Source organism: Pseudomonas sp. Colony2 (assembly GCF_019382755.1).
GTDB lineage: Bacteria > Pseudomonadota > Gammaproteobacteria > Pseudomonadales > Pseudomonadaceae > Aquipseudomonas.
The window spans coordinates 5,114,862-5,127,025 of sequence record NZ_CP080030.1; the positions used below are offsets into that span (position 1 = coordinate 5,114,862).

Here is a 12,164-nt window from a genome sequence, read left to right on the forward strand (position 1 = left end):
ATCTGCTTTTCTGTGGGAGCGGGCTTGCTCGCGAAAAACCTGAGAGCGCCGCGTTCATCCAGAATGCCCGCGTCATCGTTAACGACCTTCGCGAGCAAGCCCGCTCCCACATTTGGACCGTGCCCGCTTTAGCTTTTGATTTTGCTTTTAACACTCAAGCCGGCCGGTAGGCCGCTGTGCTCTTGATCTGCTTTTGATCTTGATCTTGGGCGCCCCGTTAAACCACGCTGGCCGAACGCAGGCTTTGGAGCGTGGGTAACCTGGCAGGACGCCAGGTTAGCCGTCCTGGGCCAAGGATGGCCCATGACGGCGGCCCACGGTCCAAAGCCGGAGTGAGGGCACTCCGAGCCTAGGCGAGGAGCCGAGTGGTGGGGCAAGAGCGTTTTGCTTACTTTTGCGCTCTTCAAAAGTGAGCCGCTGTAAGAGCGGAACCAATAGTCGCCGTTACGAAAATAACGGATATACACCCAGCCCAACTCCCCCCAACACAAATGTCGCATCTGAAATCAGGTCAGACTCTCGTCAATCACCAACACCAGCTTCCCGGAAATCCGATTAGTCGCCAGCTCCGCAAACGCAGCCTCGGCATCCTTGATCGGAAACGTCCTGGCCAGTTGCGGACTCAAGCGCCCCTCGGCAAACAACGGCCAAACATGCTGGCTCAAGTCACTGAACAAGTCAGCCTTGAACTGATCATCCCGACTGCGCAACGTCGACCCCAACACCTGCACACGCTTGGCCAACACCTGCGCCAGATCGATCTGCGCCTCACGCCCCCCCATCAACCCAATCAACACCCAGCGCCCATCACGCGCCACCAGCTTGAGATTCAGCGCCGCGTAATTCCCCCCCACCGGGTCAAGAATCACATCGAACGGTCCAAAATCCCTCAAGCCCTCGATGCCGTCAGTACGTACCACACCCCCCTGAGCCCCCAGCGCTTCACAGTACGCAAGGCGATCCGCCGACCCCACGCTGACCCAGCACGGGCTGCCAAACGCCTTGCACAACTGAATCGCCGCCGAGCCCACCCCACTGGCACCGGCATGCAACAACACCTTCTCGCCGGGCTTGAGGCCCGCCAACTGGAACAGGTTCAACCACGCGGTGCTGTATACCTCGGGCAACCCGGCCGCTTCCACCAGGGACACACCCTCCGGCACCGGCAGCACATGCCGCGCATCCACCACCACTTCTTCAGCCATCCCGCCGCCAGCCAGCAAGGCGCAAACCCGATCACCCACTTGCCACGACGAACCGGCGCCGACTTCGCTGATCACCCCGGAACACTCCAGGCCCAGCACCTGGCTGGCACCGGGAGGTGGCGGATAAAGCCCCGAACGCTGTAATAAATCGGCGCGATTCAGGCCCGCAGCCGCCACGCGAATGCGTACTTGGCCTACATCGCATGTAGGACTTGGCTCTTCTTGCCACTCCACATGACCTTCAACGCCTTGCAATGCTTTCACAGTGCCTCCATAGTGAGTCTGGACTGAGCCCGTTGCTGTAGCGTCGGGCTTTTTGCATTATGCGACCGGCCCATATGGAACCGGCGACTTCAAAGACGGCCTAATATGCGTTATCAATTGCCCCCGCGTCGAATCAGCATGAAGCATTTGTTCCCCAGCACCGCCCTCGCTCTTTTTATCGGTATCGGCCTTTTGCCGCTGTCGAGCAATACGTTCGCAGCCAACAGCTGGGACAACCTTCAGCCTGATCGCGATGAGGTGATTGCCAGCCTTAACGTCGTCGAGTTGCTCAAGCGCCACCATTACAGCAAGCCGCCGTTGGACGACGCTCGTTCGGTGATCATTTACGACAGCTACCTCAAGCTGTTGGATCCCTCGCGCAGCTATTTCCTGGCCAGCGACATCACCGAGTTCGACAAGTGGAAGACGCAGTTCGACGACTTCCTCAAGAGCGGTGACCTGCAGCCCGGCTTCACCATCTACAAGCGCTACCTGGACCGCGTCAAAGCGCGTCTGGACTTCGCCATTGGTGAGCTGGACAAAGGTGTCGACAAGTTCGACTTCACCAAGAAAGAGACCTTGCTGGTTGACCGCAAGGACGCTCCTTGGCTGACCACCGAAGCCGAGCTGGACGACCTGTGGCGCAAGCGCGTCAAGGATGAAGTCCTGCGCTTGAAGATCGCCGGCAAAGAGCCGAAGGCCATCCAGGAACTGTTGACCAAGCGCTACAAGAATCAGCTGGCACGTCTGGATCAGACCCGTGCCGAAGATATCTTCCAGGCCTACATCAACACCTTCGCAATGTCCTACGACCCGCACACCAATTATCTGTCGCCAGATAACGCGGAAAATTTCGATATCAACATGAGTCTGTCGCTGGAAGGCATCGGTGCCGTCCTGCAAAGCGATAACGACCAGGTGAAGATCGTGCGTCTGGTGCCGGCAGGTCCGGCCGACAAGACCAAGCAGGTTGCCCCGGCCGACAAGATCATCGGTGTGGCCCAGGCCGACAAAGAGATGGTCGACGTGGTCGGCTGGCGCCTGGATGAAGTGGTCAAGCTGATCCGCGGGCCGAAAGGCAGCGTGGTGCGCCTGGAAGTGATTCCGCACACCAACGCACCGAACGACCAGACCAGCAAGATCGTGTCCATCACCCGTGAAGCGGTGAAACTCGAAGACCAGGCCGTCCAGAAGCAAGTCCTCAACCTCAAGCAGGATGGCAAGGACTACAAGCTCGGCGTGGTGGTGATCCCGGCGTTCTACCTGGACTTCAAAGCGTTCCGCGCCGGTGATCCGGACTACAAGAGCACCACCCGCGACGTTAAGAAAATCCTCACAGAATTGCAGAAGGAAAAAGTCGACGGCGTGGTCATCGACCTGCGCAACAACGGCGGCGGTTCCCTGCAGGAAGCCACCGAGCTGACCAGCCTGTTTATCGACAAGGGTCCGACCGTGCTGGTGCGTAACGCTGACGGCCGTGTCGACGTGCTGGAAGACGAGAACCCGGGTGCCTTCTACAAAGGGCCGATGGCGTTGCTGGTCAACCGCCTCTCGGCATCCGCCTCGGAGATTTTTGCCGGCGCGATGCAGGACTACCACCGTGCGCTGATCATCGGCGGCCAGACCTTCGGCAAAGGCACCGTGCAGACCATCCAGCCGCTGAACCATGGCGAGCTGAAACTGACCCTGGCCAAGTTCTACCGGGTTTCCGGGCAGAGCACCCAGCATCAGGGCGTACTGCCGGACGTCGATTTCCCGTCGATCATCGACACCAAGGAAATCGGCGAGAGCGCCCTGCCCGAGGCGATGCCGTGGGACACCATCCGTCCTGCGATCAAGCCTGCGGTAGACCCGTTCAAACCGTACATCGCAGAGTTGAAAGCTGATCACGAAGCCCGCTCCGCCAAGGATGCCGAGTTCATCTTCATCCGCGACAAACTGGCCCTGGCCAAGAAGTTGATGGAAGAGAAAACCGTCAGCCTGAACGAAGCCGACCGTCGTGCGCAGCACACCGACATCGAGAATCAGCAACTGGTGCTGGAGAACGCCCGCCGCAAGGCCAAAGGCGAAGCCCCGCTCAAGGAACTGAAGAAAGAAGACGAAGACGCGATCGCCGCCGAGCCTGATAAAACCAAGCCGGAAGATGATGCCTACCTGAGCGAGACCGGGCGCATCCTGCTGGACTACTTGAAAATCAGCAAGACGGTGGCCAAGCAGTAAATGATGGCGATTTAATGTGAACGCTCCTCGGAGTGTCATCAAATAGACATCATTCTGTCGTGAAATGAAGGACCTGCCAAAGCAGGTCCTTTTTTTTCGACCCGAGAAAATCATGACCATGACCGAACAGCTGAATGCATTGGGCTCAATCCTGGCTCAAGGCAGTTTGCACAGCCTGTTCCAACCCATCATTTCCCTGTCTGAACGACGCGTCATCGGTTATGAAGCCCTCAGTCGCGGCCCGTCCAACAGCCCGTTGCACTCCCCTGTCGCACTGTTCTCCGTGGCCCGTCACGCCGGGCGTCTCAGTGAGCTGGAGATGGTCTGCCGGGAAAGTGCCTGCCGGCGGTTCAGCGAGCAGAAACTGCCGGGCAAGCTGTTTCTCAACGTCTCACCCGAATCCCTGCTGGAGACCGCCCACCAGCCCGGCCGTACCCTGCAACTGCTCAGCGACTTCGGCATCCCGCCCAGCCAGGTGGTGATCGAACTGACCGAGCAAACCCCGACCGACGATTTTCAACTGCTGCAAACCGCGCTGCACCACTACCGCGCCATGGGCTTTTCGATTGCCCTGGATGACCTGGGTGCCGGTTATTCCAGCCTGCGGCTGTGGTCGGAGCTGCGCCCGGACTACGTGAAGATCGATCGACACTTTATCGACGGCATCCACCAGGACGCCCTCAAGCGCGAGTTTGTCGGCTCCATCCTGCAAATCGCCAAGGCCTCCCGGGCCCAGGTCATCGCCGAAGGCATCGAGTTGCCGGAAGAGTTGGCGGTGCTCACGGAAATGGGCGTTGACCTAGTGCAGGGCTACCTGCTCTGCCGCCCCCAGGAACACCCGCCGCAGGAAGCGCGGTTGATGCTGCCCAAGCCCGACAACGCCAACGTCGCGCTGAACGACGAAGGCAGCGACCTCAGCGCCCTGCTCAACGAACAACCGGCCGTGGGCCAGCACACCGCCACGGCGCAGGTTTTGGAAGCCTTCCGGCGCCAGGCCAACCTCAATTCCCTGGCGGTGCTGGATGAGCGTGGCCACCCGATTGGCATCGTGCACCGGCACTCGCTGTCAGATGCGCTACTCAAGCCGTTCGCCACCGATCTGTTCGCCCGCAAGCCCATCAGCCGGTTAATGAGCGATGACTTTCTCGCGGTGGAACTGAGCCAGTCCTTGCAGCAGGTCAGCCGCCTGCTCACCAGTCGCGCACGCCAGCGGATCGAGGAAGATTTCATCATCACCCTCAACGGCGATTATCTGGGGCTGGGCCGGGTGATCGATGTGCTCAAGCTGATTACCGAGCTGAAAATCCAGCAGGCACGCTATGCCAACCCGCTGACCTTGCTGCCGGGCAACGTCCCCATCCAGCAGTGCCTGACGCGGCTGTTGCAGCAACAACGCGAGTCTGTGATCTGCTACGTCGATATCGACAGTTTCAAGCCATTCAACGATATCTACGGCTATGGCCGGGGCGATGAAGTGCTGCTGTGCCTGGCGCAATGCCTGAACGACCGGGTAGACCCCAGCCGCGACTTCGTCGGGCATATCGGCGGTGATGACTTTTTGCTGGTGCTGGGGCCGCAGGATTGGCGCAAGCGGCTGAACCAACTGCTGGACGACTTCCACACCCAGTGCCGGCGCTTCTATCGCAGCGAGCATCTGGACGCGGGCTGTTTCGTTGCACTGAACCGCCAGGGCGTGCGCCAGGAGTTTGCGCTGCTGTCGCTGTCCATCGGCGTGGTGCATTTGTATCCACAGGCCTGTGGACAACTCGATGCCAGCCAGTTGGCAGAACTGGCCTCGCAAGCCAAGCACCACGCGAAGAACGTGGCGGGCTACAGCATTCATGTGATTGACAGCCTGGAGTTGGGCCAGGCAGAACCGCAGCCGCTCTAGATCAGAGTTGCTCCAGGCGCATCTGCGCCAACGGGTGCCCGGCTCGGGCGGCGATTTTCCACCAGCGTGCCGCTTCCAGCGGATCAGGCGCCTTGCCAAGGCTGCCCGCAAGGCTCAACACCCCAACCTGGTAGGCCGCCTTGCCGTCGCCGGCCAAGGCCGCCAGCCGCAACAGTCGCACGCCTTCTTCACGGGCGCCAAGGCCCTTGCCACGAAACGTCAGGATATGTCCGTAGAAACTCTGTGCTCCTACGTCGCCCAGATTGGCCATGCGCGCGAACTGGCCTTCAAGCCACTGCCAGCCACGCGGCTGTCGCACGAACCAGGACCAATGAAACAACTTGCGCGCCAGCCAGTAACTGGCATACGCCTTGAGCTTCCAGAACACTACGCCTCCGCTGACTCGGGATAATCGTATTCAAATACTCGAACCACTTCGGATGCGTGCCACGACGCCGCGGCCACGCCATCGGACGGCCCGCAGAAGCGCCCGAGACGCTCCACGCATTCAAAGAAACCGGTACGTGGCAGGCGACTGGCGCCCTGGCTGATCACCAGGGAACTGCGCAGTGGTTGGTCGGCCTTGGCATCCAGCGCCGCCAGGTGCTCCAGCGCAGCCGTCAGGGTCTGCATGGCCGGCGTGGGAAATTGCAGGCGCTCCAGCAAGGCGCGGTAGGTCAAGAGGTGGCGCTGTCGGCGCGCCTGGTCCAGCTCGTTGAGTAACCCATCCCAATGTTGACGGCTGATGCGTACGCTCACGTTTCGTCCCTCCAACCTGCAACGCCAAGTTCCCAGGCCAGGCTGCGGCGGATGGCAGCGTCCGGCTGGCGTTCACCGCTTTCGATCAGGCCCAGGTAAGACGGGCTGATGCCCACTGTGCGCGCCAGAACCTCGATGGCCAGGCCCTTGGCCTCGCGCAGGCTTCGCAGCTGCTCCAGGGGGCGCAGAGCCGGCTCGGCAGTGGCTTGGCTAATGGTCGAAGCGGGAGGCGTTGGCTGTTGCTGACCGGCAGCTTTTAACAGCGCCTGATACTGAGCCCATGGCAGAACCGCATATTCGGGCTCGCCATCCTTTGTAATTATCTGAATATCCATGACTGCCCCGTAGGATCACAACACTTACTTCGTAAGTACTTTCCTTAGGAGTGTAATCCTAACAGCCACAAAGAGCGCAGGGGGATATTCCCAAGGTTCAGTTTTTTTTCAGGTGTTCTTGCGTAAGCAGCTGAGGCGTCGCAGGAAGGCGCTCAACCACCGCAAGTTTCTCGGGGAGCTGACGCTCGCGCCAGGCGCGAAAGGCGCTCAGTTCGCCGTCGAGGGTCTTCATGACCCACGCCAGCACAGCAATGTCGTCGAGCATGCCGAACACCGGGATAAAGTCCGGGATCGCGTCAATCGGGCTCAGGAAGTACATCAACCCTGCCACTACCGAAATCAGCGCCTTGGGGCTGATGGCCCGGTACTCGCCGCGCCAGTAGGCCAGGCACAAGGCCTGGAGCAGCTTGAGGTCGTCCTTGAGCTTGCCCAGCCGGTTGCCCTGGCTCGAGCCTTTGGCGGCGACCGCGAACAGCAACGTCGGCAAGCGCCCACGGCCAAGCAGGCGAGCAGCCATGGGCAGGAAGCGGGTGAAATTAAACGGGGCTTTCATCGTCACTCCAGTTCCAGGCAACAGAAAAGGTTATCCACACAAATTGTGGATAACCTTGTGAACAGAGCCTATTTTCCAGGCTGAAAGCCACGTAATACAAGGCCTACAGTCAGATCGGGCGTTTTTTGCGCACATAAAAAAAACCCAAGAATTCATTGACTTGGAGATAATCTGCGTCTACCCGTACTCGGGTCTTTTATCAGACTGCTCTAGCCCGCATGGGTTCGGTTGAATTTGCCCTGGATTCAGCTGATCGTTCCCACGCTCTGCGTGGGGATGCCGCCTGTGGCGCTCCGCGCTTGCTGTTAGCGCTAGGCTTGAGCTATGCGCAATGGTGACGCAGAGCGTCACGGGATGCATTCCCACGCAGAGCGTGGGAACGATCGCAGAGCGTGGGGACGATCGCATAGGCCAGAAACAACAACGCCCCGTCGAGACGGGGCGTTGTGTGTTCAGGCGCTGATTACTTCTTGGCAGCAGGAGCCGCCGGTGCGTCAGGAGCGTCTGCCTTGGACGGGTCCTTGATGGCCAGCAGTTCCAGGTCGAATACCAGCACGGAGTTGGCTGGAATCGCCGGGCTCGGGCTCTGGGCACCGTAGGCCAGGTCGGACGGGATGTACAACTCGACCTTCTCGCCAACGTGCATCAGTTGCAGGCCTTCGACCCAACCCGGAATCACGCCGCTGACCGGCAGGTCAATCGGGCTGCCGCGATCCACGGAGCTGTCAAAGGTGGTGCCGTTGGTGAGCTTGCCGGTGTAGTGAACAGTCACTACGTCGGTAGGCTTGGGTTGAGCACCGTCCGCTTTCTTCACGATCTTGTATTGCAGACCGGAAGCGGTGGTGACAACGCCGTCTTTCTTGGCGTTTTCTTCGAGGAATTTCTTGCCGGCGGTTGCCGACTCTTCGCTCATCTTGGCCATACGCTCTTCAGCACGTTTTTGCAGTGCGGCGAAGGCTTCGACCAACTCGTCGTCTTTCAGCTTCTGTTCTTTCTTGCCGACGGCATCTTCGATGCCTTGGGCTACCGCTTTGGAGTCCAGGTCATCCATACCTTCTTGAGCAAGGCTTTTGCCCATGTTCAGGCCGATACCGTAGGAAGCTTTTTGCGCCGGGGTTTTCAGCTCTACGCTGGTTTGCGAATCACAACCCGCAAGTACCAGGCTAACCAGGGCCACCGCCGCCGCCAACCGATGCTGTTTCATGCTATTTCCTTGTTCGTGTGCCAAAAGGGCATTCGAGTAAAGTCGCGAGCTTATCAGGCGGCCACGACCAATGGCTACCGGCATGTGAGCAGGAAACTTCTGATAAGTTCACGTGTTTAAAAGCATTTTCATTCAATCCAGGGCCCTGCAACGGACGGCAGCAGCGCTGGAACGAGACTCATGGCCACTTGCCGCACTGCTGGCCTGATGGCATAAGAACGCTACAACTCGACAAGGATAGTTATCTTGCGCATTTTTTCCCGTGTTTTGCTGATGATTTTCATACTGCTGGGCCTGGTCCTGGCGGTGGTGCTCTATTACGTGGTCAACCCGAAGCTGCCGGTCTACGTGCCGGTGGAACAGGTGCACTACCAGGATCAATGGAGCGCCGCAGATCGCCAGACCTACTATTTCACGCCCCAGGGCACCCAGGTCAAGGGCCTGCGTTATGCCTGGTTTACCGCACTGGAACTGCCGTTCTCCGAACAGCGTTTCGCCACGCCCGAGTACCTGGCGCGCTTCGGTTTCCTGGTAGATCCCAGGCAAGTGCCGACTGCACAAAACCCCGGCAACCTGCCGGTGGGTTTCGCCCGGCATAAAAATACTGGCAGCAATGATGAGTTTCTCGACATCACCTGCGCCGCCTGCCACACCGGCCAGTTGAACTTCAAAGGCCAGGGCCTGCGGATCGACGGTGGCCCGGCGCAACATGTGCTGCCGTCCAGCGTGCCGACCCTGCGCGGCGGCAGCTTCGGCCAGGCACTGGTCGCCAGCCTGGCCTCGACCTACTACAACCCGTGGAAATTCGAGCGCTTTGCCCGCACCGTGCTGGGCCATGACTACGACGACCAGACCGCAGCGCAACTGCGCCAGGACTTCAAGAAGTCCCTGAACAACTTCCTCAAAGTTGCCTGGAACGACACCCACCGTGGCCTCTACCCCACCGAAGAAGGCCCGGGCCGCACCGACGCCTTTGGCCGTATCGCCAACGCCAGCTTCGGCGACGCCATTTCCCCCGACAACTACCGCATCGCCAACGCCCCGGTGGACTACCCGCAACTGTGGGACATCTGGACCTTCGACTGGGTGCAATGGAATGGCTCGGCCCAACAACCCATGGCCCGCAATATCGGCGAAGCCCTGGGCGTCGGCGCCACCCTGGACTTCTTCGACAGCGCCGGCCAGCCGCTCCAGGGCGATGCGCGCTACGCCTCCAGCGTGCGGGTTCGCGACCTGAATACCATCGAAGAAACCCTGCAACGGCTCAAGCCACCCACCTGGCCCGAAGACCTGTTCGGCGCCATCGACAAACCGCTGGCCGCCCAGGGTCGCGCACTGTTCGCGGAAAACTGCGCCGGCTGCCACGTGCCAGCGGTGTCCCAGGTCGATGGCCGCCCGGTGCGCCAGTTGAAAATGCTCCCGGTGGAAGTCATCGGCACCGACCCCGCTACTGCCAACAATATCGCTGACCACCGCTTCGACCTCAGCGCCCTGCAATGGGACCCGGCGGAGTTGGCGAAAATGAACGTCGAACTGCACCCCACGCCCACCGAGCCGCTGGACCTGCGCAGCCTCTCTTCAGCCAAAGGCCTGGCCTACATCACCGCCTTTGTCGAAGACCACGCCTACCGTGCCGCCGGTGTGACACCTGCCGAACGCCCGCGCCTGGACGGCTTCGGCCTGCCGATCGGCGTACGCGAATTGCGTGCCTACAAGGCACGGCCCCTGGCCGGGGTGTGGGCGACACCGCCGTTCCTGCACAACGGCTCGGTGCCGACGATCTACCAATTGCTCTCGCCTCAGGACGAGCGCAGCCCGACCTTCTATAAAGGCACCTTCGAATACGACCCGCGCCACCTGGGCTATCAAACCGCCGCGTTCCCCAACGCGTTCCTGTTCGATACGCGCATCACCGGCAACCACAACAGCGGCCACGAATTCCGTGCCGGGCAGCGTGGCAACGGGGTGATTGGCCGAGGCTTGCTGCCCCAGGAACGCTGGGCGCTGCTGGAATATTTGAAAGTGCTGGGCGGCCCGCTGGAACAGCAACTGCCCTGACCCAACCGACTTTGCAGAAAAGGATTTTTAAATGCTCGCTCGACTTTGGCTGCGCCTCGGCGCGTTTCTCGGCAAGACCCTGTTGTGGCTGGTGGGCCTGGGCCTGCTGGGCTGGTTGCTGTCCACCCTGTGGTTTGCCTGGCAGCACAGCGGCCCGGTATCGCCGGATGAACAGATCCCGCCGGGTGAAGCGGCCATGACCCAGGGCATCATCCAGACCGCCGTGCGCATCGTCGACCAACACCGCGAAGGCACGCGTTACCTGCGGGATGCGCATGCCAAGGCCCATGGCTGCGTGAAGGCCGAGGTCAGCGTACTGGCGGACCTCGACCCGGCCCTGCGCCAGGGCGTGTTCGCCGAGCCGGGCAAGACCTGGCAGGCGATGATGCGACTGTCCAACGGCAATGCGTATCCGCAGTTCGACAGCATCCGGGATGCCCGGGGGATGGCGATCAAGTTGCTGGACGTGCCAGGCAAACAGCTGCTGGCGGATCAGCAGGCGCGGGGTGAGCAGGACTTTGTGATGTTCAGCCATCCGAACTTTTTCGTCAGTGATGTGGCGGAGTATGCGCAGAACATTTCGGCTCAGGCCGATGGCAAGAAAGTCATGGCGTTTTTCCCCGGGGTGGATCCGCGCAGTTGGCAGGTGCGGCATTTGTTTATCGCGCTGGCGACGTTGGCGCCGCCGCCGGTGAGTCCTACGCAGACGACGTATTTCTCGGTGTCGCCGTATAAGTTCGGGGCGGCGAATGCGAAGTTTCGGGTGGCGCCGGATCCCCAGGGGTGTCCTGCGTATGTGCTGCCCAAACAGAATCAGGACCTGCCGAACTTTTTGCGCAGTGCGTTGAATCAGCAACTGTCGACGGACCGGGTGGCGGCGTGTTTTGTGTTGCAGATTCAGCGGCAGAATCCGCAGAAGTTCATGCCGATCGAGGACACCAGCATTGAATGGAAAGAGAGTGATGCGCCGTTTGAGACGGTGGCCAAGGTGGTGATTCCGGCGCAGGACTTTGATACGCCGGCGTTGAATCTGGCTTGTGATAATCAGTCGTTTAATCCGTGGTTTGGGGTGGAGGCGCATCGGCCGATTGGGGGGATTAATCGGTTGCGTAAGGCGGTGTATGAGGCGGTCAGTGATTATCGGCATAGCCGGAATTTGTAGCTCCGCGGTGTTGGGGACATATCCGTTATTTGGGTGATGGCTTATATCGGTTCCGCTCTTACAGCGGCTCACTTTTGAAAAGCGCAAAAGTAAGCAAAACGCTCTTGCCCCACCACTCGGCACCTCGCCTAGGCTCGGTGTGCCCTCACTCCGGCTTTGGACCGTGGGCCGCCGTCATGGGCCATCCTTGGCCCAGGACGGCTAACCTGGCGTCCTGCCAGGTTACCCACGCTCCAAAGCCTGCGTTCGGCCAGCGTGGTTTAACGGGGCGCCCAAGATCAAGATCAAAAGCAGATCAAGAGCACAGCGGCCTACCGGCCGGCTTGAGTGTTAAAAGCAAAATCAAAAGCTAAAGCGGGCACGGTCCAAATGTGGGAGCGGGCTTGCTCGCGAAGGTCGTTAACGATGACGCGGGCATTCTGGATGAACGCGGCGCTCTCAGGTTTTTCGCGAGCAAGCCCGCTCCCACAGAAAAGCAGATTTGTTTTCGCTCTGGTTTTTGCTTTTGCTGTT

Annotated in this window: 11 protein-coding genes; 4 read left to right on the top strand and 7 right to left on the bottom strand. The window is 60.2% G+C overall.

All coding sequences use genetic code 11. The features are described 5' to 3' along the window. Positions 1-506: 506 nt before the first annotated feature. Positions 507-1,469 (bottom strand): zinc-binding dehydrogenase, encoded by a 963-nt coding sequence (locus JV201_RS20310; RefSeq protein WP_087694978.1) that lies wholly within the window; start codon positions 1,467-1,469, stop codon positions 507-509. Between the two features lie 138 nt (positions 1,470-1,607). Between JV201_RS20310 and JV201_RS20315 the strand changes: the two genes are divergently transcribed. Continuing rightward, positions 1,608-3,689, top strand: a complete 2,082-nt coding sequence (locus JV201_RS20315; RefSeq protein WP_023659269.1) for a carboxy terminal-processing peptidase — start codon at positions 1,608-1,610, stop codon at positions 3,687-3,689. 112 nt (positions 3,690-3,801) lie between these two features. Beyond that, positions 3,802-5,580: a bifunctional diguanylate cyclase/phosphodiesterase gene (locus JV201_RS20320; protein ID WP_023659268.1), complete on the top strand. Its 1,779-nt coding sequence runs from the start codon at positions 3,802-3,804 to the stop codon at positions 5,578-5,580. A 1-nt stretch (position 5,581) separates the two neighbouring features. On the opposite strand, the gene JV201_RS20325 is transcribed toward JV201_RS20320, so the two are convergent. The 5 genes from JV201_RS20325 to JV201_RS20345 all read right to left on the bottom strand — a co-directional run bounded on the left by JV201_RS20325 (position 5,582) and on the right by JV201_RS20345 (position 8,431). Then, complete coding sequence (locus JV201_RS20325; protein ID WP_087694979.1) at positions 5,582-5,968, bottom strand: sel1 repeat family protein; 387 nt, start codon at positions 5,966-5,968, stop codon at positions 5,582-5,584. Next, complete coding sequence (locus JV201_RS20330; protein ID WP_003211116.1) at positions 5,968-6,339, bottom strand: hypothetical protein; 372 nt, start codon at positions 6,337-6,339, stop codon at positions 5,968-5,970. Before JV201_RS20330 ends, JV201_RS20325 begins: the two co-directional genes overlap by 1 nt. Continuing rightward, positions 6,336-6,674, bottom strand: a complete 339-nt coding sequence (locus tag JV201_RS20335; RefSeq protein ID WP_219405978.1) for a helix-turn-helix transcriptional regulator — start codon at positions 6,672-6,674, stop codon at positions 6,336-6,338. Before JV201_RS20335 ends, JV201_RS20330 begins: the two co-directional genes overlap by 4 nt. Before the next feature lie 97 nt (positions 6,675-6,771). Beyond that, positions 6,772-7,227 (bottom strand): YkvA family protein, encoded by a 456-nt coding sequence (locus JV201_RS20340; protein ID WP_003211120.1) that lies wholly within the window; start codon positions 7,225-7,227, stop codon positions 6,772-6,774. 463 nt (positions 7,228-7,690) lie between these two features. Continuing rightward, the gene (locus JV201_RS20345; RefSeq protein WP_003211122.1) at positions 7,691-8,431 is read right to left on the bottom strand and encodes an FKBP-type peptidyl-prolyl cis-trans isomerase; all 741 of its coding nucleotides are present in this window, start codon (positions 8,429-8,431) and stop codon (positions 7,691-7,693) included. A 246-nt stretch (positions 8,432-8,677) separates the two neighbouring features. On the opposite strand from JV201_RS20345, the gene JV201_RS20350 reads away from it, so the two are divergent. Both JV201_RS20350 and JV201_RS20355 read left to right on the top strand, forming a co-directional pair. Then, positions 8,678-10,489, top strand: coding sequence for a di-heme-cytochrome C peroxidase (locus JV201_RS20350; protein ID WP_177049483.1), 1,812 nt, complete (start codon positions 8,678-8,680; stop codon positions 10,487-10,489). A 31-nt stretch (positions 10,490-10,520) separates the two neighbouring features. Then, positions 10,521-11,651 (top strand): catalase family protein, encoded by a 1,131-nt coding sequence (locus JV201_RS20355; protein ID WP_003211127.1) that lies wholly within the window; start codon positions 10,521-10,523, stop codon positions 11,649-11,651. Between the two features lie 311 nt (positions 11,652-11,962). On the opposite strand, the gene JV201_RS20360 is transcribed toward JV201_RS20355, so the two are convergent. Continuing rightward, positions 11,963-12,164, bottom strand: a 202-nt coding sequence (locus tag JV201_RS20360) for a hypothetical protein (protein WP_219405979.1), incomplete at its 5' end; no start/stop codon positions are given.

Excerpts from the sequence above, each read along its gene's own strand:
- JV201_RS20340 (WP_003211120.1), bottom strand. The coding sequence starts at position 7,227 with ATGAAAGCCCCGTTTAATTTCACCCGCTTCCTGCCCATGGCTGCTCGC.
- JV201_RS20335 (WP_219405978.1), bottom strand. The coding sequence starts at position 6,674 with ATGGATATTCAGATAATTACAAAGGATGGCGAGCCCGAATATGCGGTT.
- JV201_RS20320 (WP_023659268.1), top strand. The coding sequence starts at position 3,802 with ATGACCATGACCGAACAGCTGAATGCATTGGGCTCAATCCTGGCTCAA.
- JV201_RS20355 (WP_003211127.1), top strand. The coding sequence starts at position 10,521 with ATGCTCGCTCGACTTTGGCTGCGCCTCGGCGCGTTTCTCGGCAAGACC.
- JV201_RS20315 (WP_023659269.1), top strand. The coding sequence starts at position 1,608 with ATGAAGCATTTGTTCCCCAGCACCGCCCTCGCTCTTTTTATCGGTATC.
- JV201_RS20345 (WP_003211122.1), bottom strand. The coding sequence starts at position 8,431 with ATGAAACAGCATCGGTTGGCGGCGGCGGTGGCCCTGGTTAGCCTGGTA.